This is a genomic window from Micromonospora sp. NPDC048063, from assembly GCF_043202855.1.
Lineage (GTDB): Bacteria > Actinomycetota > Actinomycetes > Mycobacteriales > Micromonosporaceae > Micromonospora.
Genome location: NZ_JBIDBG010000001.1, coordinates 179,973 through 202,679, shown reverse-complemented (window position 1 = coordinate 202,679; position 22,707 = coordinate 179,973). Strand labels below are relative to the sequence as shown.

17 protein-coding genes, 1 pseudogene and 1 riboswitch are annotated in these 22,707 nt (G+C 73.9%); of the genes and pseudogenes, 6 read left to right on the top strand and 12 right to left on the bottom strand.

What is annotated here, in order from left to right:
* Window positions 1–87 precede the first annotated feature (87 nt).
* Complete coding sequence (locus ACGFZ2_RS00950) at window positions 88–588, top strand: hemerythrin domain-containing protein (protein ID WP_393266200.1); 501 nt, start codon at window positions 88–90, stop codon at window positions 586–588.
* A 42-nt stretch (window positions 589–630) separates the two neighbouring features.
* On the opposite strand, the gene ACGFZ2_RS00945 is transcribed toward ACGFZ2_RS00950, so the two are convergent.
* A complete protein-coding gene (locus tag ACGFZ2_RS00945) occupies window positions 631–1,482 on the bottom strand; it encodes a metallophosphoesterase family protein (RefSeq protein WP_393266202.1) in 852 nt (283 codons plus the stop codon).
* Between the two features lie 129 nt (window positions 1,483–1,611).
* Window positions 1,612–1,701: riboswitch (ZMP/ZTP riboswitch) on the top strand.
* Window positions 1,702–1,718: 17 nt separating this feature from the next.
* Here ACGFZ2_RS00945 and ACGFZ2_RS00940 point away from each other — a divergent pair.
* Window positions 1,719–3,155: a glycine hydroxymethyltransferase gene (locus ACGFZ2_RS00940; protein WP_393448777.1), complete on the top strand. Its 1,437-nt coding sequence runs from the start codon at window positions 1,719–1,721 to the stop codon at window positions 3,153–3,155.
* A gap of 95 nt (window positions 3,156–3,250) precedes the next feature.
* Here ACGFZ2_RS00940 and araB read toward each other — a convergent pair whose 3' ends face one another.
* The 6 genes from araB to ACGFZ2_RS00910 all read right to left on the bottom strand — a co-directional run bounded on the left by araB (window position 3,251) and on the right by ACGFZ2_RS00910 (window position 9,569).
* Window positions 3,251–4,921, bottom strand: a complete 1,671-nt coding sequence (gene araB / locus ACGFZ2_RS00935; RefSeq protein ID WP_393448774.1) for a ribulokinase — start codon at window positions 4,919–4,921, stop codon at window positions 3,251–3,253.
* A 219-nt stretch (window positions 4,922–5,140) separates the two neighbouring features.
* On the bottom strand, window positions 5,141–5,401 hold the full coding sequence (locus tag ACGFZ2_RS00930) for a hypothetical protein (protein WP_357699352.1): 261 nt from the start codon (window positions 5,399–5,401) through the stop codon (window positions 5,141–5,143).
* A gap of 125 nt (window positions 5,402–5,526) precedes the next feature.
* Entirely contained in the window at window positions 5,527–6,480 is a 954-nt protein-coding gene (locus tag ACGFZ2_RS00925; protein WP_393266208.1) for a carbohydrate kinase, read from the bottom strand.
* 52 nt (window positions 6,481–6,532) lie between these two features.
* A complete protein-coding gene (locus tag ACGFZ2_RS00920; protein WP_393266211.1) occupies window positions 6,533–7,372 on the bottom strand; it encodes an ATP-binding cassette domain-containing protein in 840 nt (279 codons plus the stop codon).
* Window positions 7,369–8,397 carry an ABC transporter permease gene (locus ACGFZ2_RS00915; RefSeq protein ID WP_393266213.1) on the bottom strand — a complete coding sequence of 343 codons (1,029 nt, stop codon included), beginning with the start codon at window positions 8,395–8,397 and terminating at the stop codon, window positions 7,369–7,371. The genes ACGFZ2_RS00920 and ACGFZ2_RS00915 overlap by 4 nt, the downstream gene beginning before the upstream one ends.
* Before the next feature lie 86 nt (window positions 8,398–8,483).
* Window positions 8,484–9,569 carry a substrate-binding domain-containing protein gene (locus ACGFZ2_RS00910; protein ID WP_393266216.1) on the bottom strand — a complete coding sequence of 362 codons (1,086 nt, stop codon included), beginning with the start codon at window positions 9,567–9,569 and terminating at the stop codon, window positions 8,484–8,486.
* Between the two features lie 239 nt (window positions 9,570–9,808).
* Between ACGFZ2_RS00910 and ACGFZ2_RS00905 the strand changes: the two genes are divergently transcribed.
* Both ACGFZ2_RS00905 and ACGFZ2_RS00900 read left to right on the top strand, forming a co-directional pair.
* The gene (locus tag ACGFZ2_RS00905; protein WP_393448771.1) at window positions 9,809–12,367 is read left to right on the top strand and encodes a GH32 C-terminal domain-containing protein; all 2,559 of its coding nucleotides are present in this window, start codon (window positions 9,809–9,811) and stop codon (window positions 12,365–12,367) included.
* Between the two features lie 79 nt (window positions 12,368–12,446).
* Window positions 12,447–13,502 (top strand): LacI family DNA-binding transcriptional regulator, encoded by a 1,056-nt coding sequence (locus tag ACGFZ2_RS00900; RefSeq protein ID WP_393266222.1) that lies wholly within the window; start codon window positions 12,447–12,449, stop codon window positions 13,500–13,502.
* Here the strand turns inward: ACGFZ2_RS00900 and ACGFZ2_RS00895 are convergent.
* The 5 genes and pseudogenes from ACGFZ2_RS00895 to ACGFZ2_RS00875 all read right to left on the bottom strand — a co-directional run bounded on the left by ACGFZ2_RS00895 (window position 13,480) and on the right by ACGFZ2_RS00875 (window position 19,535).
* Window positions 13,480–14,823: a PLP-dependent aminotransferase family protein gene (locus tag ACGFZ2_RS00895; protein ID WP_393448768.1), complete on the bottom strand. Its 1,344-nt coding sequence runs from the start codon at window positions 14,821–14,823 to the stop codon at window positions 13,480–13,482. The two genes, ACGFZ2_RS00900 and ACGFZ2_RS00895, sit on opposite strands and share 23 nt — an antisense overlap.
* A 3-nt stretch (window positions 14,824–14,826) precedes the next feature.
* A complete protein-coding gene (locus tag ACGFZ2_RS00890; RefSeq protein ID WP_393448765.1) occupies window positions 14,827–15,954 on the bottom strand; it encodes an alpha-hydroxy acid oxidase in 1,128 nt (375 codons plus the stop codon).
* A 73-nt stretch (window positions 15,955–16,027) separates the two neighbouring features.
* Window positions 16,028–16,972 (bottom strand): annotated as a pseudogene (locus ACGFZ2_RS00885) (alpha/beta hydrolase); the annotation flags it as partial.
* Window positions 16,969–18,189 (bottom strand): cytochrome P450, encoded by a 1,221-nt coding sequence (locus tag ACGFZ2_RS00880; RefSeq protein WP_393448762.1) that lies wholly within the window; start codon window positions 18,187–18,189, stop codon window positions 16,969–16,971. The gene ACGFZ2_RS00880 and the pseudogene ACGFZ2_RS00885, both read right to left, overlap by 4 nt.
* Before the next feature lie 68 nt (window positions 18,190–18,257).
* On the bottom strand, window positions 18,258–19,535 hold the full coding sequence (locus tag ACGFZ2_RS00875) for an SGNH/GDSL hydrolase family protein (RefSeq protein WP_393266593.1): 1,278 nt from the start codon (window positions 19,533–19,535) through the stop codon (window positions 18,258–18,260).
* 343 nt (window positions 19,536–19,878) lie between these two features.
* Here ACGFZ2_RS00875 and ACGFZ2_RS00870 point away from each other — a divergent pair, with 343 nt between their 5' ends.
* Window positions 19,879–21,474: a class I adenylate-forming enzyme family protein gene (locus ACGFZ2_RS00870; protein WP_393448759.1), complete on the top strand. Its 1,596-nt coding sequence runs from the start codon at window positions 19,879–19,881 to the stop codon at window positions 21,472–21,474.
* Window positions 21,471–22,706, top strand: coding sequence for an MFS transporter (locus ACGFZ2_RS00865; protein WP_393448756.1), 1,236 nt, complete (start codon window positions 21,471–21,473; stop codon window positions 22,704–22,706). The genes ACGFZ2_RS00870 and ACGFZ2_RS00865 overlap by 4 nt, the downstream gene beginning before the upstream one ends.
* The last annotated feature ends 1 nt before the right edge of the window (window position 22,707 follow it).

Sequence of the window (22,707 nt, the reverse complement as noted above, 5' to 3'; positions counted from 1 at the left end):
CGGCGGTGATCCGCCGGGCCCCACCCGTTTTCGCTGCTCACGGCCGGGGTACGGGAGGGGGCGTCCGACGAGCCGAGGAGGTCAACGGTGTCCACCGATGCCATCGTCCTGTTGAAAGAGGACCACAAGGAGATGCGCCGTCTGTTCAAGGCGTTCCAGGATGCCGAGGAGGGACCGGCCGCGCGGCGGCAGAAGCTGGTGAGCCAGATCCTGGAGGCCCTCACGGTGCACACCTACCTGGAGAACGAGGTGATGTACCCGGAGGTCCGCAAGCTCCTGCCCGACCTGGAGGACGACATCCTCGAGTCGTACGAGGAGCACCACGTCGCCGACGTGCTCTGCGCCGAACTGTTCGCCATGGACGCCGACGATGAGCGCTTCAACGCCAAGACCACGGTGCTGATCGAGAGTGTCCTGCACCACGTCGAGGAGGAGGAGCAGGAGTGGTTCCCGAAGGTGCGCGAGGCGCTCGGCCGTAAGCAGCTCCAGGAGATCGGCGAGCGGATGATCGAGCTGCGCGCGGACGCGCCGCGCAAGCCGACCGACCCGAAGGCGATCAAGAAGTCGCTCGACGCCGTGACGGCCTGAGCCGACCGCCTCCGACGGGCCCCGGTGCGCCGGGGTCCGTCGTCACGCCGGGGCCGCGGGCAGGATCCGCCGCAGCGCCGGCGGTACGGCCCGGGACCGCCACTCCCTCGGGTAGCCCACCGACACCTCCTCGAACCGCACCCCGTCGTGCCAGGTGGTGCGGGGGATGTGCAGGTGGCCGTAGACCACCGCGGCGGCGTCGAAGCGCAGGTGCCAGTCGGCGGTGGCCTCGGTGCCGCACCACTGGGCGAAGATCGGATAGCGCAGGATCCGGGTCGGCTCGCGCAGCAGCGGCCAGTGGTTGACCAGCACGGTCGGCAGCCCCGGCTCCCGCGCGGCGAGCCGGCGGGCGGTCTCGGCGACCCGGGCGGCGGACCACGCCGACCGGCTCGGGTACGGGTCGGGGTGCAGCAGGAACTCGTCGGTGCAGACGATCCCCGTCCGGTACGCCTCGGCCAGCGCCGCCTCCGGGGTGTCGAACCCCTCCGGGCGCCAGCTGTGGTCGTAGAGCAGGAACAGCGGCGCCACCAGCACCGGCCCGCCCGACCCCCGCCACACCGGATACGGATCCTCGGGGGTCAGCACGCCGAGGCGCCGGCACAGGTCGACGAGGTGCTGGTAGCGGGCGACCCCGCGCAGCGCCACCGGGTCGGCCGGCGGGGTCCACAGCTCGTGGTTGCCCGGCGCCCAGACCACCCGCGCGAAGCGGTCGCCGAGCAGCCCGAGGGCCCACTCGACGTCGGCCACGGTGTCGCCGACGTCCCCGGCGACGATCAGCCAGTCGTCCGGCGACCCCGGGCGCAGCCCCTCCACCACCGCCCGGTTGCCCGGGTGCCCCACGTGCAGGTCGCTGATGGCGAGCAGGCTGCCGCCCCCGCCGTCCTCCCCCGCCATGACCGCGATCCTATGCGCCGCCGGTGACGACCGCGAACCGCGCGGGCCGCGCGCCGATCGATGCACCGCACCGCGGGTGCGGCGGTCCCCAGGTGGGCCGGGGCGCGCCCGGCCGACCCGGTAGGATCGGCGGTGGGCCGTGACTGGCGCGTGGGGATGGAGAACCATCGGGAAGCGGTCCCGTCATGAGGACGCATGCCGAGCGCCTGGGCCTTCCGCACGTCACTGGAGGTCGCATGTCGCCGAACGCCGAATCCACCGCCTTCCGCAGCGCCCTCGAGGTGATCCGCGCCGTCGAGCCGCGGGTGGCCGACGCCATCGGCGCCGAGCTCGCCGACCAGCGCGAGTCGCTCAAGCTCATCGCCAGCGAGAACTACGCCTCCCCGGCCACCCTGCTGGCCATGGGCAACTGGTTCAGCGACAAGTACGCCGAGGGCACCGTCGGCCGCCGCTTCTACGCCGGCTGCCAGAACGTGGACACCGTCGAGGCGCTCGCCGCCGAGCACGCCCGGGAGCTGTTCGGCGCCGCCCACGCGTACGTGCAGCCGCACTCCGGCATCGACGCCAACCTGGTCGCGTTCTGGGCGATCCTGGCCGACCGGGTGGAGTCCCCGGCGCTGAAGAAGGCCCAGGCGCGGCACGTCAACGACCTCACCGAGGCCGACTGGTTCGCGCTGCGCCGGGAGCTGGGCAACCAGCGGATGCTCGGCATGTCCCTGGACGCCGGCGGCCACCTCACCCACGGTTTCCGCCCGAACATCTCCGGCAAGATGTTCGACCAGCGCAGCTACGGCACCGACCCGGCCACCGGGCTGGTCGACTACGACAGGGTCGCCGAGGCGGCCCGCGAGTTCAAGCCGCTGATCCTGGTCGCCGGCTACTCGGCGTACCCCCGGAAGGTCAACTTCCGGATCATGCGGGAGATCGCCGACTCGGTCGGTGCCACCTTCATGGTCGACATGGCGCACTTCGCCGGCCTGGTCGCCGGCAAGGTCTTCACCGGCGACTTCGACCCGGTGCCGCACGCGCACATCGTCACCACCACCACGCACAAGTCGCTGCGCGGCCCGCGCGGCGGCATGGTGCTCTGCCAGCCCGAGCTGGCCGACCAGGTCGACCGGGGCTGCCCGATGGTGCTCGGCGGCCCGCTGCCGCACGTGATGGCCGCCAAGGCCGTCGCCCTGGCCGAGGCCCGCCGCCCCGACTTCGCCGACTACGCCCAGCGGATCGTCGCCAACGCCCAGGCCCTCGCCGAGGGGCTGCTGCGCCGGGGCGGCAAGCTGGTCACCGGCGGCACCGACAACCACCTGGTGCTCATCGACGTCACCGGCTACGGGCTGACCGGCCGGCAGGCCGAGCAGGCCTTGCTCGACTCGGGCATCGTCACCAACCGCAACTCCGTCCCGCAGGACCCGAACGGCGCCTGGTACACCTCCGGCATCCGCGTCGGCACCCCGGCGCTGACCACCCGGGGGCTGGGCCCGGCGCAGATGGACGAGACGGCCGAGCTGATCCACACCGTGCTCAGCCAGACCCGGCCGGGCGCGAACCCGGACGGCACCCCGTCGAAGGCCAAGTACGTCCTCGACCCGGCCGTCGCCGACCGGGTCGGCAAGCAGGCCAGCGACCTGCTCACGGGCTTCCCGCTCTACCCGGCCGTCGACCTCGGCTGACCCGGGCACCCGCCCCGACGCCCCCGCCCGGCCCCGCCGCGCGGGGGCGTCCCCGTCCCGCCCTCGTCCCAGTCCGGCCGTGCGGGGTGGGAGCGTCAGGGGCGGTGGGTGCGGTGGCGGCGGGCGCGGAGGCGGTGCAGGACGTCGGTGCCGCCCCGGCCGAAGTGGTCGTGCAGCGCGCGGTAGTCCGCGTACAGCTCGTCGTAGGCGGCCGCCCGGGCCGGGTCGGGGTGCCAGGTCTCGCGGCGGGCGGCGCCCATCGCCGCCGAGGCGGCCGGCACGTCCGGGTACGCCCCGGCGGCGACCGCCGCGTGGATCGCCGCGCCCAGCGCCGCCGGGTGCGCGGAGTCGACCACGTGCAGCGGCCGGCCGATGACGTCGGCGTAGATCCGCAGCAGCAGCCGGTTGCGGGTCAGCCCGCCGGCCACGGTCAGCTCGTCGACGGCCACGCCGGCGGCGGTGAACGCGTCGACCACCGTCCGGGCGCCGAACGCGGTGGCCTCCAGCAGCGCCCGCCAGATCTCCTCCGGCCGGGTGGCCAGGGTCAGCCCCACCAGCACCCCGCTCAGCTCGTGGTCCATGAGCACCGACCGGTTGCCGCTGTGCCAGTCCAGCGCCAGCAGCCCGTGCCCGCCCACCGGCTGGTCGGCGGCGAGGGTGTCCAGCAGCTCGTACGGGCTCAGCCCGCGGCGGCGCGCCTCGTCGGCGTAGTCGGCCGGCAGGCCGGTGCGGACGTACCAGGCGAAGATGTCCCCGACGCCGCTCTGCCCCGCCTCGTAGCCCCACGAACCGGTGGTGACGCCGCCGTCGACCACGCCGCAGACCCCGGGCACCTCGTGGTACGCCGCCGCGTTCATGATCAGGCAGGTGGAGGTGCCGAGGACGGCGAGCATCCGGCCCGGCTCGACCGCGCGGGCAGCCGCGGCGGTGACATGCGCGTCGATGGACCCGGCCGCGACGGCGGTGCCCACCGGCAGCCCGGTCCACCGGGCCGCCTCGGCGGTCAGCCCGCCCGCCCGGGCGCCCAGCGGCGCGAGCGGGCCGTCGATCCGGGGCAGCAGCCCGTCGAGGCGGGGGTGCACGGCGCGCAGGAACTCCGCCGACGGGTACCGCCCGTCCTGCCGCAGCCCCTTGAAGCCGGCGGCGGAGACGTTGCGGGTCTCCCGCCCGCAGAGCTGCCAGACCAGCCAGTCCGCCGTCTCGATGAAGCGCTCCGCGCGGTCGAAGACCGCCGGGTCCTCCTCCAGCACCTCCAGCGCCTTGGCGAGCTGCCACTCGGCGGAGACCCGCCCGCCGTAGCGGGGCAGCCAGGTCTCGCCGCGCGCGGCGGCGACGTCGTTGATCCGGGCGGCCTGCCGCTGGGCCGCGTGGTGCCGCCACAGCTTCGGATACGCGTGCGGCCGACCGGCCAGCTCGGGCAGCTCGCAGAGCGGGGTGCCGTCGGCGCGGGTGGGCAGCATCGTGCAGGAGGTGGCGTCGACGCCGATGCCGCGCACGTCCTCGGGGCGTACGCCGGCGGCCCGCAGCGCGGCGGGCACCGCGACCCGGAGCACCTCGCGGTGGTCGTCGGGGTGCTGCAACGCCCAGTCCGGCGGCAGCGGCGTCCCGTCGGGCAGCCGCTCCGTGATCACCCCGTGCCGGTACGCGTGCACGGCCTCGCCGCGCACGACGCCGTCGGCGACGTCCACCACGACCGCCCGGCCGGAGAGGGTGCCGAAGTCGACCCCGACGACGTGCCCGGGCACCCCGGCTGCCGGCTGCGCCACCGCTCCTCCTCCCGCCGCGCCGCTCCGGCGCCCGGCGGGGCGGCGGTTCAGCGGCGGCGGGAGGCAACGCTACCGCAGTCGTTGATCCCAATACATCGACACACGTAGGCTCGGCGCCCCTCCACACACGCGTCACCCCATGGATCAGGAGCCGACAAATGCGCGAGAGCCCGGTTTCCTCAGCCAGGACCGCCGGGACTGACCGCCCGCCCCGCCCGGTCAGGCGATGGGCCGCTTCAGGTGGTAGCGGTGCACCTCGGTGCTGCCCTGGATGTTGTTCACGTCCTCGGCGGCGGAGACCAGCTCCCAGCCCTCCCGGCCGGCCCGGTTGAGGTGCGCGATCGCGGTGTCGCCGTACGCGGTGATGTCCCGACGCGTCCCGTCCGGGCCGTACCAGATGAAGCTGACATGGAAGTTGCGGCCCTGCCCCTGATAGCGGCGGACCAGCAACGCGTACTCCCAAGCGATCATGACGTCCATTATGGGTGTCCATCGAGGACGGCGAAACACAGGCAGTCGCGCTTTGCCGTGCGATGAACGCGGTGTGTCAGCGCCGAGATGCCGGGCCGCGACCGACTACTGTGGACGGCCCTGCGGGCAAGCTCTCAACCGACCCGCAGCGGTCCACCGGCGGATTCCCCGGCAGCCAGCTCGGCCCGCGTGGGCGGGTCGGCCCCCCGCCGACGGCAGGTCCAGGCGGCGACGTCGGCGGCGCGGCGGAGCACGACGGCGACGTCGTCCCGGCCCGCCGCCGCGAGTGCCCCGCGCCGCGCCGCGCCGAGCAGTCCCAGGTCACTCAGCGCGGCCAGCAGTCCCGCCGTGAACGCGTCACCGGCCCCGACCGTGTCCACCACCTCCACCGGCCGGGCGTCCACCCGCACCTCGCCGTGCCGGGTGGCCCCCCACGCCCCGCCGCGACCCCGGGTGACCACCACGAGGTGCGCGCCCAGGTCCAGCCACTCCCGCCCGACCTGCTCGTGCCCGCGCCCCGGATGGAGCCAGGCCAGGTCCTCGTCGCTGACCTTGACGATGTCGCTGGCCGCCACCAGGTCTTCGACCCGGCTCCGGACCGCCGACCGGTCCCCCATCAGCGACGGCCGGCAGTTCGGGTCGTAACTGATCATCGTGGTGGCCCGCCGGGCGTGCACCAGCGCCCGCACGTCGTCGGCGCCGGGCGGCAGGACCGCGCCCAGCGACCCGGTGTGCAGGCAGTCGGCGCCGACGCCGACGCCGGCCACGGCCGTCCGCGGGAAGGACCGCCACGCGATGCGGAAGTCGTACCCCGCCTGACCGTCCGCGTCCACATGCGTCCGGGCCACGCTGGTGCTCGGCAGGTCCGGCACCGAGGCGGGGTCGAGGCGCACGCCGTTGTCGGCCAGGTGGGCGCGGAGCAACCGCCCGTACGCATCGTCGCCGAGCTGGGTCAGCAGGGTCGTGGGCAGGCCGAGGCGGGCCAGGGCCACGGCGACGTTCGCCGGGCTGCCCCCGGGGTGGGCGACGGCCTCCCCCGGTGGGTCCTCGATCAGATCCACCAGGGCCTCGCCGACAACAGTGATCACAGTGGTCCTTTCCCGAGGCTGCGCCGAGCCCCGGCCATGTGCGGAGCGGCCCTCAGGCCGCGGTCCGGCCCGGGGTCTCCTCGAGGGTGGTCGCGCCCGTCATGATCGCCACCGCCTCCGGCATCGTGTGCGACGCCGGCGTCACCACGCCCGCGCAGCGACCCAGTCGCTGGATGTGGATGCGGTCGGCGACCTCGAACACGTGCGGCATGTTGTGGCTGATGAGGATGACCGGCAGCCCTCGCGACCGGACCTCCTCGATCATGCGGAGCACCTGGTTGGATTCCTTGACGCCGAGGGCGGCGGTCGGCTCGTCGAGCACGATCACCTTGCTGCCGAAGGCCGCTGCGCGCGCCACCGAGACCGCCTGGCGCTGCCCGCCGGAAAGCGTCTCGACCGCCTGCCCCACGTTCTGCAGGGTGCCGATGCCGAGGTCGGCGAGGGCCTGGGCGGCCTCGCGCCGCATGCCCTTCTGGTCGAGCATCCGGAAGATCGAGCCGAGGGGGCCGCGCCGGCGCTTCTCCCGGCCGAGGAAGAGGTTGGTCGCGATGTCCAGCGCCGGCGCCACGGCGAGCGTCTGGTAGACCGTCTCGATGCCGGCGTCCCGGGCGTCCTGCGGCCGCTTGAACTGCGTGGGCCTGCCCTCCAGGAACAGTTCTCCGGCATCCGGGGTCAGCGCGCCGGTCAGGCACTTGATCAGCGTCGACTTCCCCGCGCCGTTGTCGCCGATGACGGCCAGGACCTCGCCGGGATAGAGGTCGAGATCGACCCCGTCGAGACCGACGACCCTGCCGAACGTCTTGACCAGACCTCGCGCCGACAGCACCGGCGAGCGCCGCCGCGTGTCGGCCGCGCCGGTCCGCCCGTCGGGGGTGTGCGTGGTGGCGGTCATGCCCTCACCTTCCTGATCCACTGGTCGACGGCCACGGCGAGGATCACCAGCAGGCCCACGGCGAGGACGCGGTACTGGTCGTCGACCCCGGCCAGCGACAGTCCGCTGCGGAAGAACCCGACGATCAACGCGCCGAGCAGGGTCCCGAGCACCGCACCGCGCCCGCCGAACAGGCTGGTGCCACCGATGACCACGGCGGTGATGCTCTCCAGGTTCGCGTCGGTGATGGCGTTGGGGCTGGCCGCGCCGGCACGGCCGATGAGGATCCAGGCGGTGAGGCCGTAGATCGCGCCGGCGACGAGGTAGACGCTCAGCAGGACCCGGTCGACCCGGATGCCGGCGAGCCGTGCCGCCTCCTTGTCGTCGCCCACCGCGTAGACGTGCCGCCCCCAGGCCGTCCTGGCCAGCGCGTACCCGACCGCCAGGTAGAGCAGCACCACCGCGACGACGCCGGCCGTGATCCGGAACGGTCCCACCGGGAAGGACTCCCCGGTCCAGCTGAGCACCGGCGGAAGGTCGGTGGCCTGCACGCTCTGCCCGCCGGAGTAGAGCAGGCCGACGGCGGTGAAGACGCTGAGCGTGCCGAGCGTGACGATGAAGGGTGGCAGCTTCAGCCGGGTCACGAGTGCCCCGTTGAGCGCTCCCGCCGCCGCGCCGACCGCGATGGCGAGGAGGATCGCGAGCACGCCGGGAAGGCCCTGCCCCTCGGCCAGCTTGGCCGAGAGCATCATGGCCAGGATGACGATCGCGCCGACCGACAGGTCGATGCCCGCGGTCAGGATGATCAGCGTCTGGCCTACGGCGAGCGCGCCGATGACCGCCACCTGCTGCAGGACGAGCGACAGGGAGTTGGGCGAGGCGAACCGCGGGTTGATGGTGGAGAAGACGACGAACGAGACGACCAGCACGAGGAAGGGGCTGATCGCGGGGTGCGCGTGCAGCAGGTGCTGGACGCGTTGCAGCGGTGAGTGCCGGCGCAGGGCGAACTGCTGCGCGGCGGTGGTCGGTGGTGACGTGGTGGTCACGCGTACTCCTGCCGTTGTCGATGGCGGACGACCTGCCCGGCCGGGCCCCGGGATGCTTTCGGACACCCCGGCCGGGCGGCGGTGGCTCAGCCCCAGCAGCGCTGGGCGGCGTCGGTGCTGGTGATGCTCTCGACCCCGGTCGTCGCCTTGTCGGTGACCAGGGTGACGCCGGTGTCGAAGAAGTCCAGGCCGTCGGAGACCTTCGGCTTCTCGCCGCCGTTCGCGATCTTCTTGATCGCCTGCACGCCCAGCTCGGCCATCTTCAGCGGGTACTGCTGGGAGGTCGCGCCGATGACCCCGTCCTTGACCTGCCGTACGCCGTCGCAGCCGCCGTCGACGGAGACGACCAGGACGCCCTGGGTCCTGCCCGCGGCCCGGAGCGCCTTGTGCGCGCCGACCGCGGCGGGCTCGTTGATGGTGTAGACGACGTTGATGTCGGGGTTGCGGGTCAGGCAGTTCTCCATGGCCGTACGACCGCCGTCCTCGGCGCCGTTGGTCGGCTCGTTGCAGGCGATGGTGTAGGTGCCGCCGGAGTAGTTGCCCGTCTTCGCCTCGTCGCCGTTCTTCTTCCGGTCGGCGGTGTCGATGCCCATGCCGGTCAGGAAGCCCTGGTCCCGGTTGTAGTCGACGGAGACGACCTTGTCGTTGAACAGGTCCAGCATCGCGATGGTCGCCGGCTTGCCGCCGAGCTGGCTCGCGGTCCACTTGCCGATCAGCTCGCCGGCCTTGAAGTTGTCGGTGGCGAAGGTGATGTCGACGGTGTCGGCCGGGTCGGGCGGGGTGTCCAGCGCGATGACGTAGAGGCCGGCGTCCCGGGCCTTCTTGATGGCGGGGTTGACGCCGGGGCCGTTCGGGGTGATCAGGATGCCCTCGTCGCCGCGGGCGATGGCGTCCTCGATGGCCTGCACCTGGCCGGCCTCGTCGCCGTCCTCCTTGCCGGCGGCCAGGGTCAGCTTCACGCCCTCCGCCTCGGCGGCCTTCTTCGCGCCCTGCTGCATGGCGACGAAGAAGGGGTTGGTGGAGTTCTTGGTGATCAGGGAGACGGCGACGGTGCCGCCACCGGCGGAGCCCGCGCCGCCGGAACTGTCCCCGCAGCCGCCGGCGACCATGCTGGTGGCCGCGACGGCGGCGAGCAGCAGGGCGCCCCGACGGCGGCCCGTGCGCTGGATCATGTTCTCTCCTCGACAAGACATCCGGCCAGGATCGCCGGACCGGCTCGACAACGATGTCAGCGGAGTTTCCAGTGAGCAACGCCACGGTGTCAATACATCTTGATGCACTTTCTCGTAATCGTGTAGTAACACGCCGGGTGCCCTTGACAACGATGTCAGCTACCGCACAGCATTCGCTCCACGTTCGCCGCCCGGCGCGTCTCGACGGCGGGCGCCCCCCGAAGGACGGAGGAGTGTGGATGAGGGTCCGTCGATTGCTGGCCGCGGCGTTCACGACCGCGGCCCTGATGGCGACACTGCCCGGCACCACCGCCAGCGGCGCGCCGCCCGGCACCAGGGACGAGCCGCACCGACCGCAGATCCACTTCAGTCCCGAGCGGAACTGGATGAACGACCCGAACGGCCTGGTGTGGTACCAGGGCGAGTGGCACCTCTTCTACCAGTACAACCCCGAGGGCGCGCAGTGGGGCAACATGTCGTGGGGGCACGCGGTGAGCCGCGACCTTTTCCACTGGGAGGAGCTGCCGGTCGCGATCCCGTACTCGGCCGACGAGCACGTCTTCTCCGGCTCGATCGTGGTCGACGAACGGAACACCTCCGGCTTCGGCCGGCCCGGCGCACCGGCGATGGTCGCGGTCTACACCAGCGCGTACCCGGCGACCGGCATCCAGGCGCAGTCCCTGGCGTACAGCACCGACCGGGGACGCACGTGGACGAGGTACGCCGGCAACCCCGTGCTCGACCTCGGCTCGCGGGAGTTCCGCGACCCCAAGGTCTTCTGGGACGCCGACGCCGGCTACTGGGTCATGGCGATCGTGCTGGCCACCGAGCACAAGGTGCGCTTCTACCGCTCCGACGACCTCCGGTCCTGGACCCACCTGAGCGACTTCGGGCCCGCCAACGCGGTCGGCGGCGTGTGGGAGGTGCCGGACCTGTTCGAACTGCCGGTCGACGGCGACCCGAACCGCACGAAGTGGGTGCTGGTGGTCAACCTCAACCCGGGCGCCGTGGCCGGCGGATCGGGCGCGCAGTACTTCGTCGGCGACTGGGACGGCACCACCTTCACCGCCGACAACGTGGTGACGGGCGACCCGGCCCCGCCGACGGGGACGCTCCTCGCCGACTTCGAGGACGGCTACGCGGGCTGGACGGTCGAGAACGACCCGGCACTCGGGCCGGGGCCCTTCGGCGCCGCCCCGTACCCCGGCACGGTCCCCGGCCAGCAGCGGGTCAGCGGCTTCCAGGGCCGCGCCCTGGTCAACAGCTTCCTCGGCTTCGACGCCCCGAAGGGACGCCTGGTCTCCCCCGAGTTCACGCTCCGGCAGGACTACCTGAACCTCCTCGTCGGTGGCGGCGCGCACCCGCACCTGCCCGACACGACCACCGCGTTCGTGCCCGAGGACGCCGAGCCGGTGCTCGACTTCGAGTTCCCCGACGGCCGGACGTACGAGCAGGCGGGCTGGACGGCGACCGGCGGCCTGCGCAACCGCGCACCGGTGGTGGGCCCGGCTCGGTCCGAGCGGGGCCACGTGGGCGACAAGCTGCTCACCACCTTCTTCGAGGCGGACACGACCACGGGCACGCTGACCTCGCCGGCGTTCACCATCGGCCGGAACCACCTGAGCGTTCTCGTCGGCGCCGGCGGCCACCTCGGCACCGACACGCCCCGGACGGTGGTGGAGCTGCTCGTCGACGGCGAGGTGGTCCGCACCGGCACCGGAAACTTCTCCGGCTTCGTGAACTGGCGCAGTTGGGACGTGACCGAGTTCCGGGGCCGCAGCGCCCAGTTGCGCGTGGTCGACGAGCACACCGGCGGCTGGGGGCACCTGCTGGTCGACCACCTGATCGCCACCGACGCGCCGGTGCTGCCGAGGTCGGTGGAGACCGCGGTCAACCTCGTCGTCGACGGCGAGGTCGTCCGTACCGCGACCGGCAAGGACAGCGAACGCCTGGACTGGGTGGCCTGGGACGTGCGCGACCTGGCCGGCCGGCGGGCGCACCTGGAGATCAACGACTTCAACTCGGGCGGCTGGGGACACATCCTCGTCGACCACGTGATGGCCGGCGACCGGCCGGCGACCAGCGAGCTGGAGCGCTACGACTGGGTGGACCACGGCAAGGACTACTACGCCGCCGTCTCCTACCACGGCGTCCCCGGGGGCAAGCGGATCCTGATCGGCTGGATGAACAACTGGCAGTACGCCGGCAACGTCCCGACCTCGCCCTGGCGCGGCGCCATGGCCCTGCCCCGGGAGTTCGGGTTGTCCACGATCGACGGTGCGGTCCGGCTGGTCCAACGACCGGCGGCACAGGTCCGCGGCCTGCGCGGCGACGGAACGGCCTTCACCCTGCGCGACGCCACCCTCGGACCCGGCGTAACCGACCTGCCGCCCGCCGCCGACGGCGACGTGCTGGAGATCGAGGCAGAGTTCGAGCTGCGCGACGCCGACCGCTTCGGCCTACACGTGCGCGGCGGCGGCGACGAACGGACGGTGGTCGGGTACGACGTAGCGGCGCGACGCCTCTTCGTCGACCGGACCCGGTCGGGCCGGGTCGACGTCGGTCCGCTCTTCCCCGGCGTGCACAGCGGCCCGCTGACCGTGGAGGGGAACCGCGTGCGGATGACAATCTACGTGGACCGCTCCTCCGTCGAGGTCTTCGGCGGCGCGGGTCAGACCACGATCACCGACCAGGTCTTCCCGGCGGCGTCCAGCGACCAGACCCGCCTGTTCGCCGAGGGCGGTCAGGTGGTGGTGCGCTCGCTCACCGTGCGGCCGTTGCGCTCGGTGTGGCGATAACCTGGGAGTCGATCATCGGCGGCCGGGGGTACGGTCAACGGCCCCCGGCCGCCGCAGCACCCGTCCGGTAGGAGCGCTCATGCACGGTGCCGCCTCCGCTACGTCGACCGCAACCCGGGCGCGACCCACGCTGCGGGACGTCGCGCTGCTCGCGGGAGTGAGCCCCAAGACCGTCTCGCGGGTCGTCAACGGCGAGGCGGGCGTCTCCGCCCCGAAGACCGCCGCCGTCCAGCGGGCGATCGCCCAACTGGACTACCGGCCGAACTTCACCGCGAGCAGTCTCCGCCGCACCAGCGGTCGCAGCGCCGCGATCGCGGCGGTGCTGGAGGACGTGGCCAACCCGTTCTCGGCCGCCCTGCACCGGGCCCTCGAGGACGCCGCGCGGGAACGCGGGGTGTTGATCTTCGCTGGCAGCGTCGACGAGGATCCGGCGCGGGAGCGGGACCTGATCCACGCCTTCACCATGCGGCAGGCCGACGCCCTGGTCGTCGCGCCGGCCAGCGACAACCAGAGCTACCTGGCCGGTGAGGTCGACGCCGGCACCCCGGTGGTCTTCGTCGACCGCCCGCCGGTGGGGCTGGCCGTCGACGCCGTCCTGACCGACAACCACGAGGGCGCCGCCATGGCCGTCGGGCATCTCGTCCGGCACGGCCACCGCACCATCGCGTACCTGGGCGACCTGCGGACCATCCCGACGGCCCGACAGCGGTTCCAGGGCTTCAAGGAAGCGCTCAGCGACCACGGCATCCCGCCGACGCCCTCCCTCGCGGTGCACGACCTGCACACCGAGGAGCAGGCCGAGGAGGCCGTACGCCGGCTGCTGTCCGCACACCCCCGCCCCACCGCGCTGTTCACCTCCCAGAACCTCGTCACCATCGGCGCGATCCGGGCCCTGCAACAGCTCGGTCGCCAGCACGACGTCGCCCTGGTGGGCTTCGACGACTTCCCGCTGGCCGACCTGCTCCAGCCGGCGGTCACCGTCGTGGCGCAGGACCCGTCGGAGATGGGCCGCGTCGCCGCGTCGCTGATCTTCCGGCGGCTGGACGGCGAACAGTGGCCGCCCACCACCCACCTGGTCGCGAGCCGATTGATCCCACGCGGCTCCGGCGAGATCAGCGGGCCGTTCGCGGGGTGACGGCGAGCGCCCGCGACCGGGCGGTCGTCTCGTCGGCGACCAGCGCCGCCAGCCGGTCCAGGCCCAGGTCGATCTGCGCCGGGGTGACCGCGCTGACCGACAGCCGCAGCGAGTCGACCGGGGCGCCGTCGTCGTAGAAATGCGCCATCGGCGTCCAGAGCAGCCCGTACTCGCGGGCGGAGCGGTGCAGCAACGCGTCGTCGACCGCGAACGGCACCGTGACCACCACGAAGAACCCGCCGGCCGGCACGTTCCAGCGCACCGGCGACGCGCCCGGCGGGAAACGCCGGGCCAGGCCGTCGACGAGGTGGCGCAGGTTCCGGCCGTACGCGGCCCGCTCCCGGGCGGTGGCAGCCACCAGGCTGCACCCGTGCTCCAGCAGCGCGCCGCCGACCACCGCCTGGGCGATCGCCGAGGTGTTCACCGTGACCATGCTCTTGATCTTGGCGAGCTGATCGGCGAACAGGCCCACCGAGCCGTCGGAGCCGGCGACGCGCTGGTCGGCGACCACGTAGCCCACCCGCGCGCCGGGCAGCACCGTCTTGGCGAACGAACCCAGGTAGACCACCCGCCGCGCGGTGTCCAACGCCTTCAGCGTCGGCAGCCGCCCCGCGTCCCCGGCCGGAAAGAGACCGTACGGGTTGTCCTCCAGCAGCAGCAGATCCTCCTCGGCGGCGAGGTCGAGCAGCCGCCGCCGGTCGGCCAGCCCGATGCTCGTGCCCGACGGGTTGGCGAAGTCCGGCATCACGTAACAGGCGCGGGGGCGCAGCCCCGCCGCCCGGGCCCGGCGCACCTGCTCCCGCAGGTCGGCCAGGTCCACCCCGGCCGGGCCGCCGGCCACCGGCCGCACCGGCAGGTCCAGCAGCCGCGCGGCGCCGGTCAGCCCGACGTACGTCGGGGCGACGGCGAGCAGCACGTCGCGGGGGTCGGCCCGCAGCGCCCGCAGCACCAGGAACATCGCCTCCTGGCAGCCGACGGTCACCACGACCGCCTCCGGGTCGACCGTGATGTTCTCGTCGACGGCGAGGTTGCGGGCGACGAGGTGGTGCACGATGCCCTTGGTGCGGCCGTACTGGAACAGGGTCCGGTGCACCTGCGCGGGGCTCTGCCCGAGGTCGTCGGCCAGGTGCCGGCGGAACGTCTCCAGGTGCCGGTGCGGCGCGGCGACGTCGAAGAACTCCTCGTACGGCCGGCCGGCCGCCAGCGACACCGCGTCGGGATAGTGCTGGGCCACCTCGTTGAGGAAGTTCATCGAGTTCAGCGCCGGGTCGTCGACCGCCGGATGCAGGTCGGCGACGTGCAGGTCCACCGGTTCGGCCACCGCTCAGCCCTCCCTCAGCACGCGCAGCTCGCGGACAGCCGCCGGGTCGGCACAGCCGGCCAACGCCAGCGCGTCGCGGAACTCGCCGGCCAGCAACTCCAGCGCCGTCTCCGCCCCGGCCCGGCCCCCGGCGGCGAGCGCCCACAGCAACGGCCGGCCGACCAGCACCCCCCGCGCGCCGAGAGCGAGCGCGCGCAGCACGTCCACGCCGCCGCGCACGCCGCTGTCCAGCAGCACCTCGCACCGGTCGGCCACCGCCGTCACCACCTCGGGCAGCACGGTGGCAGTGGCCGGTGCGCCGTCGAGCTGCCGGCCGCCGTGGTTGGACACCACCACCGCGTCCGCCCCGGCGGCCGCCGCCAGCTCCGCGTCGCGCGGGTCCAGGATGCCCTTCACCACCAGCGGCAGGGCGGTACGGCCCCGCAGCCAGTCCAGGTCGGCCCAGCCCAGCGCGGGCGCGAAGACCTCGCCGGTGTGCGCCGCGACGGCCGAGACGCCCGGGGTGGCGGCGTGTGCGAGCGCGTCCCGCCCTACCGGCAGGTTGGCGGCGACGACGTGCGGCGGGATGGCGAAGGAGTTGCGGACGTCGCGCAGCCGCCGGCCCAGGATCGGCACGTCCACGGTGACCATCAGCGCGCCGCACCCGGCCGCGTACGCCCGGTCCAGCAGATCCGCGACGAGGGCCCGGTCCCGCAGCCAGTAGAGCTGGAACCAGACGGCCGCGCCGGTCGCCGCGATCTCCTCGATCGGCACGCTGCTCAGCGTGCTGGCCGCGTACGGCACACCGGCCGCGCCGGCCGCCGCCGCGAGCGCCGTCTCCCCGTCGGGGTGCACCAGCCGCTGGTACGCCATCGGCGCCACCGCCACCGGCAGGGCGCAGGGGGCGCCGAGCAGCCGCGCGTCGGTACGCGGGGCGGCCACGCCGCGCAGCACGCGGGGCAGCACGGCCACCCGGTCGAGGGCGCGCCGGTTGGCGGCGAGCGTGGTCTCCGTGCCGCTGCCGCCGTCGACGAAGTCCCACACCTCGGGCGGGAGCACCGCCCGGGCCCGCTCGGCGAAGTCGGCCAGGCCGGCGGGCGCGGGCGGCTCGCCGGGCGGCACGTCCTGCCGGGGCAGCACGGTCTCAGCCATCGCTCGCCCCCGTCCCCGCCGCCGGCCGGCTCGACGCCGGGCGGGAACCCGCGGCCGCCGCCACCGTTCCGGGGCCGGCATCGCCGGTCGGGAGGCCGAACCGCGCCCGCAGGAATTCGGCGGCCCGGTCCTGGGCGCGGCGGCCGTCGTCGAACGCCCCGGGCATGGCGAAGAAGCCGTGGATCATGCCGGCGTACCGGGCGAGGGTGGTGGGCACGCCCGCGTCGCGCAGCCGGTGGGCGTACCGCTCCCCCTCCTCGCGCAGCGGGTCGTGCTCGGCGGTGATCACCAGCGCCGGCGGCAGGCCGCTCAGGCCCTCGGCGAGCAGCGGCGAGGCCAGCGGGTGCCGCGCGTCGGCGGGGTCGGCGAAGTAGTGGCCGCGGTACCAGGCGACCGAGCGGCGGTTGAACAGCAGGGGGTCCTCGCCGTCGCCGCCGGGCTCTCCGGTCTGGTCGGTGTTCGGGTACACCAGCAACTGGGCGGCGAGCGCGGGCCCGCCGCCGTCGCGGGCCAGCAGGGTGACGGCCGCCGCGAGGTTGCCCCCGGCGCTGTCCCCGCCGACCGCCAGCCGCCGCGGGTCGACGCCGAACTCCTCGGGATGCGTGGCGATCCACCGGGCCGCCGCGTGGCAGTCGTACACGGCGGCCGGGAACGGGTGCTCCGGGGCCAGCCGGTAGCCGACGGTGACCACCTGGCAGGGCACCGCGTTGGCCAGCCGCCGGCAGATGCCGTCGGCGGTGTCGACGCTGCCCAGCGTCCAGCCGCCGCCGAAGAAGTAGACCAGGGTGGGCAGTGGCCCCTCCCCCGCCGGCCGGTGGATGCGCACCGGCAGGTCGCCGGCCGGGCCGGGCACGTGCGTGTCGCGTACCTCGTGCACCGGCTCGACCGCGCCGCCGCCGGCGCGGATCGCGGCGAGGTCGGCGGCGCGGGCCTCGGCGAGGGTCTGCGTGTACAGCGGCGGGATGCCGGCCGCCGCGCGGGCGGTCCGGTACGCCGCGACCTGCGGGTGGACGCTCACGCGGCCTCCCCTCCGGCGTGGACCAGCAGCTTGTCGATGCCGCGCAGGAACAGGCTGCCGCTGTACGTCGGCGGCTCGGCGACCGCGAGCCGGGGGAAGCGGGCCAGCAGCTTCGGCAGCGCGAGCCGGCCCTCCAGCCGGGACACCGCCGCGCCGAGGCAGAAGTGCAGGCCGACGCCGAAGGCGAGCGACGGCGGGCCGGGCCGGCGCGGGTCGAAGCGGTCCGGCTCGGGGAACCGGGCCGGGTCGCGGTTGGCGGCGGCGATGATCAGCAGGACGTTCTCGTCCCGCGCGACCGGCACCCCGCCCAGCTCGGTGTCCCGGGGCGCGGCGCGGGCCAGGAAGTGCACCGGGGCCTCCAGCCGCAGGATCTCGTCGACGGCGCCCCGGGCCAGCGCGTCGTCGCCGGGCAGCGCGGCGGCCACGTCGGGGTGCGCCAGCAGCAGCGGCAGGCCGTTGCTGAACATGTAGACGGTGGTGACGAAGGCGGCGTTGAACAGCACGATCAGGTTGCTGACCAGCTCGTCGGCGGTGAGCCCCACGTCGCCGGAGTCGACCGCCTCCACCAGCCCGCTGATCAGGTCCTCGCCCGGCTGGCGGCGCCGGTGGGCGATCAGGTCGGCGTAGAAGTCGCGCAGCTCGGCGGCAGCGGTGTTGGCGGCGGCGAGCCGCTGCGGTGTCTTGCCCGCCACGTCCAGGAACTCGTCGATCCGCTCCACCCGCTGCCGGTAGAAGTCCAGCTCACCGGCGGGGATGCCGATGAACTCGGCCATCACCAGGGCCGGCATCGGGTACGCGAACTCCGCCACGAAGTCGAACCCGGTCTCCCCGGCGTCGGCCATCCGGTCCAGCAGTCCGTCCACGACCCGGTGCACGACCGGTTCCAGCGCGCCCAGCCGGCGCGGCGTGAAGGTCTTCGCGAAGACCGCCCGCATCCGGGTGTGGTCGGGCGGGTTGACGAACATCATCGAGGTCTGGAGGGTGCGCAGCACCTCCTGCTCCTGCCAGCCCGGCGGCGGCTGCTTGTACCACTCCGGGTCGCGCAGCACCTGGCTGACCAGGTCGTAGCCGACGGCGACGGCGGCGACCGACCGGTGCTCGGCGCGCGCCGGCACCGGGCTGACCCGCCCCAGCTCGTGCAGCCCCGCGTAGCAGGGATACGGGTCCTGCCGGCCCTCGTCGCTGTAGAGACGGGTCAGCAGTTGCGTGACGTCCACGTCGATCGGTCTCCCCCCAGGAACGGTGGCGCGGACGGCGGGGGTGGCCCCGCCGCCCGCGCCGGATGTCACAAGCCGAGCAGTCGCAGCGGCACGGCGTCGGCCATCGCCTGGTTGCCGGCGTCGTTCGGGTGGATGTGGTCACCCGAGTCGTACGCGGGCAGCAGCCGGCTGGGCTGGGCGGGATCGCGCAGCACCCGGTCGAAGTCGAGCAGCCCGTCGAACTCGTCGCTGCCGCGCAGCCACGCGTTCACCGCCTGCCGGGTGGCCTCCTTCTCGGGCGTCCACACCCCCGGGTTGCCGTGCCCCTCGTACGGGGTGAGCGTCGACACCAGGCTGCGCAGGCCGCGCGCCTTCACCTGCTGGTTGACCTGCCGCAGCGAGGCGATGATGCTCTCGGCGGAGTCGCCCGACATCCAGATGTCGTTGATGCCCAGGTGGGTGACGACGGTCCGGGCGTCGGTCTGCGCGAAGACGTCCTCGTCGAGCCGGGCCAGGGCGTTGGGGCCCAGCTCGTGGTAGCCGGGGAAGCCGCCCGCGCCGGGCTCGGTGCCCTCGTGGTTGAGCCGGTTGCCGGCCAGGCTCAGGTTGAGCACGCCCGGGGTGCGTACGTCGGGGCGGGCGTCGACGAGGCGGTCGGCGAGCAGGTCCGGCCAGCGCCTGTTGGCGTTGACGGTGCTGCCGTTGCCGTCGGCGATCGAGTCGCCGAAGACCACCACCGAGCCGGGGCTGTGCCGGCGCTGCACGTCGATGCCGGACAGGAAGAACCAGCAGCAGTTCGGCCGGATGGTGAACCCGGCGCCGTCGGCGGCGGAGGTGAGGTCCGTGGCGCCGATGAAGTTGGTCTGCCGGGACTGGCCGTGGAAGGTCACCGGCCCGGTCGGCGTCGGGAAGTGCAGGGTCACCACCAGATCCTGCTGGTCGCCGACGGGCAGGGCGACCGGGTCGCTGAGCAGCTCGGCGCCACGGTTCATGGTGGCGGAGGTGGCCCCGTCGAAGGTCAGCTCCCGCAGGGTCGAGGTGTCGATGTCGGACAGGTCGTCGGGGGTCGCGGTGTTCGGCTTCGCCACGGTGGCGCGGCCGACCTTGACGGCCTGCTCGCCGTACATGTTGCTCAGTCGCACCCGGAACTGCGGTCCGCCCACGCTGGTGTGCACGACCATCCGGACGCTCTGGTTGTTGAGGCCATTGTTGGTCAGGCCGGTCGCGTTGCCCCGGGTGACCGCGGCCGCCCAACTGCCCGCCCAGACCGTCCGCTGCTGGCGGGCCGCCTCGGCGTCCGGCGGGCCGGCGCTGGCCACCACCGCCGGGGTTCCCGCGATCAACAGCGTGGCCGCGGACGCGATGACAGGCCATCTCTTCGGGGTCGACATTGAACCTCCATCGTTGGCAGCCCAGGGCCGTCCGCTGACGGCACCGCCTGGACGATGGTCCAGAAACCTAGCCGCCCCGTTTTACGGGCGTCAATCAACCTGATCGACGTGATCAAATGTCCTCCGGTCCGGCCGGAACGCCGTTCGGTCTCTGTCCCGTGACAGGCGGTGGTGCCTACGCTCACGGACGGCGGCGGTGCGGTCGCCGAGGCGCGCGCCCACCCGCCGCGCCGGCGATCTGGCCCGCCGACGCGGTGTACACGTCCCCGGGTTGGCCGGCGGACGGCCACTCCTCTTCGCCGATGGGGGCTGCGGGATGACTGACGGACCGGAGCGACGGGACGGCTACGTACACCGGGCACTGGAGCTGTTCGCCGACTTCGGTGACCGGGAGGCGCTGGTCGGCGACGGGCACCGGCTCAGCTACGCCGACGTCGCCGCCGAGGTGCGCCGGCTGGCCGCGACGCTGCGCGGGCACGGCGTACGGCCGGGCGACGGGGTGCTGGTCGCGCTCGGCGACCCGGTGGAGGCGCCGCTGGTGCAGCTCGCCCTGCACCTGCTGGGCTGCCGGACGATGTGGATCGCGCCGGTCACCTCCCGCCGCGAGGTGGACGAGTTCGTCCGGCTGGCCCGCCCCGACGCCTTCGTCTACGACGCCCGCGACCCCGCGAGCCTGGGCCCGGAACTGGCCGCCGGGCTGCCCGGCGTGCCGGTCTTCTGCCTGGGTCCGGGCGGCGCGGGCCGGGACCTGACCGCCGGCGGGCCCCCCACGGCGGGGGACGACCTGCCGGCGCGACCGCCGGCGCCGGAGTCCTTCCTCCAGACCAGCGGCACCACCGGCACGCCCAAGCTGGTGCACCACCGGGAGAGCTTCTACGCACAGATCCTCGCCCTGGCCGCCGACTTCCGCGCGGCCGGGTACCCGCTGCTGCGGCACCTGTCGCACTCGCCGATGTGGCTGGCCAGCGGCCAGATCACCACGCTGTTCAACCTGTTCACCGGCGGGGTGCTGTTCCCCCGCGACGGCTGGGACCCGGCGCGGTTCATCGAGACCGTCGGGCGGGAGCGGATCAACTCCACCTTCGTCACCCCGCCGATGCTCTACGAGGTGCTCGACCACCCGGCGCTGGACGGCGCGGACTTCTCCGCCATGTTCATGTTCAACGTGGGCGCCGGGCCCGCCGCGCCCGCCCGCCTGCGCCAGGCCATCGCCCGCTTCGGCCCGGTGCTGCGCATCGTGTACGGACTCAGCGAGGCGGTGGTGATCACCGCCCTGCCGGGGCTGACCGACGACCCGGAGCACCCGGAGCGGCTGCGCTCCTGCGGTCGGCCGTACGGGGACGTGCGCGTCGAGATCCGCGCCGAGGACGGCACCGTGCTGCCGCCCGGCGAGAACGGCGAGGTGTGGGTGCACACCGACCTGCGTTTCGCCGGCTACCACGGCCGGCCCGAGCTGACCGCCGAGACGCTGGTCGACGGCTGGGTCCGCACCCGCGACATCGGGCACGTCGACGCCGACGGCTACCTCTACCTCGTCGACCGGTTGCAGGACCGGATCCTCACCCGGCGGCGTAGCTGGCCGATCTACTCCCGCCCGATCGAGGACCTCCTGGCCGGGCACCCGCAGGTCCGCGCGGCGGCGGTGATCGGCGTGCCGGACGAGGTCGCCGGCGAGCTGCCGTACGCCTACGTGGTGCCGGCGCCCGACGCGACGGTGACCGCGCGGGAGTTGATCGACCTGGTCACCGCCGCGCTCAGCGACACCTGGGCGCCGGGCGGGGTGGAGTTCGTCGACCGGCTGCCGCTCAACCGCTCGAACAAGGTGGACAAGCGCGCGCTGCGGGCCCGGTACGCCGAGGCCCACCCGAGCGCGGTGGAGCACCCGGAGGCGTCGATCGGCAGCCTGGCGTGACGCCCCGGCGGGAACTGACCACCCTGGTCGCCGCCGACCTGATCTCGAACCTGGGCAGCCGGGTCTCGGTGGTGGCGATCCCGTGGCTGGTGCTGGAGACCACCGGCAGCCCCGCGAAGATGGGCGTGGTGGCCGCCGCCGAGACGCTGCCCTACCTGCTCTCCGGCGCGCTGGGCACCCCCTGGGCGGACCGGATCGGGCTGCGCCGCACCTCGATCCTGGTCGACGTGGGCAGCGCGGGGCTGATGGTCGCGGTGGCCCTCACCCCGTGGCTGGGCTTCGGCGCGCTGGTCGCGCTGGTCGCCGTGGTCGGCGCGCTGCGGGGCGTCGGCGACCGGGTCAAGCACGTCATGTTCCGCCCGGCCGCCGAGGCCGCCGGGGTGCGACTGATCCGGCTCACCTCCGTCTACGACGGGCTCGGCCGGGTGGTCACCCTGCTCGGCGCGGGGCTGGGCGGGCTGCTCATCTGGTGGTTCGGCGTGACCCAGGCGATCCTCATCGACGCCGCCAGCTTCGCCGTCTGCGCGCTGCTGGTCGGGCTCCTCGTCCGACCGCCGGCGCCCCCGGCGGCGCCCGGGCGGCCGGAGGGCTACCTGCGCGCGCTGGCGGGCGGGTTCCGCTACCTCGGCCACGACCGGATGCTGCTGACCATGCTGCTGGTGATCTCGGCGCTGAACATGGTGGTCAACGCCAGCGTCGCCGTCTACATCCCGCTCTGGGTGGCCGACGTGCTGCGCAGCCCGGTCGGGCTGGGCCTGGTGCTGGGCGCGTTCTCCGCGGGCGCCCTGCTGGGGAACCTGCTGTTCACCGCGTACGGCCCGCGGCTGCCCCGGTACCTGGCCTTCGTGGTCGGGGCGGCGGTCAGCGGCGCCCCGCGGCTGCTGGTCCTGGCGCTGAGCGAGGAGCTGGCGGTGGTGCTGGCGGTGACGTTCGCGTCCGGCATCGGCATCGCGGCGGTGAACCCGCTGCTCGGCGTGGCGATCTACGAGCGGGTGCCACCCGAGTTGCAGACCCGGGTGATCGGGCTGGCGGGGTCGCTGGCGTTCGCGGGCCTGCCGCTGGGCGCGCTGCTGGGCGGCTGGTCGGTGACCGCGCTCGGCCTCCGCCCCGCTCTGTTGGTGATGACCGCGTTCTGCCTGGTGGTCACCCTGCTGCCGCTGCTGCCCGGCCTCCGCCCCCGGTCGGCCCCCGCGCCGGCCGAGCGGGAACCGCGCGTCGTCGGTCAGGCGTAGG

Coding starts and splice junctions, on each gene's coding strand:
- ACGFZ2_RS00905 (WP_393448771.1), top strand. CDS start 9,809: ATGAGGGTCCGTCGATTGCTGGCCGCGGCGTTCACGACCGCGGCCCTG.
- ACGFZ2_RS00920 (WP_393266211.1), bottom strand. CDS start 7,372: ATGACCGCCACCACGCACACCCCCGACGGGCGGACCGGCGCGGCCGAC.
- ACGFZ2_RS00930 (WP_357699352.1), bottom strand. CDS start 5,401: ATGGACGTCATGATCGCTTGGGAGTACGCGTTGCTGGTCCGCCGCTAT.
- ACGFZ2_RS00940 (WP_393448777.1), top strand. CDS start 1,719: ATGTCGCCGAACGCCGAATCCACCGCCTTCCGCAGCGCCCTCGAGGTG.
- ACGFZ2_RS00870 (WP_393448759.1), top strand. CDS start 19,879: ATGACTGACGGACCGGAGCGACGGGACGGCTACGTACACCGGGCACTG.
- ACGFZ2_RS00945 (WP_393266202.1), bottom strand. CDS start 1,482: ATGGCGGGGGAGGACGGCGGGGGCGGCAGCCTGCTCGCCATCAGCGAC.
- ACGFZ2_RS00910 (WP_393266216.1), bottom strand. CDS start 9,569: ATGATCCAGCGCACGGGCCGCCGTCGGGGCGCCCTGCTGCTCGCCGCC.
- ACGFZ2_RS00890 (WP_393448765.1), bottom strand. CDS start 15,954: ATGGCTGAGACCGTGCTGCCCCGGCAGGACGTGCCGCCCGGCGAGCCG.
- ACGFZ2_RS00900 (WP_393266222.1), top strand. CDS start 12,447: ATGCACGGTGCCGCCTCCGCTACGTCGACCGCAACCCGGGCGCGACCC.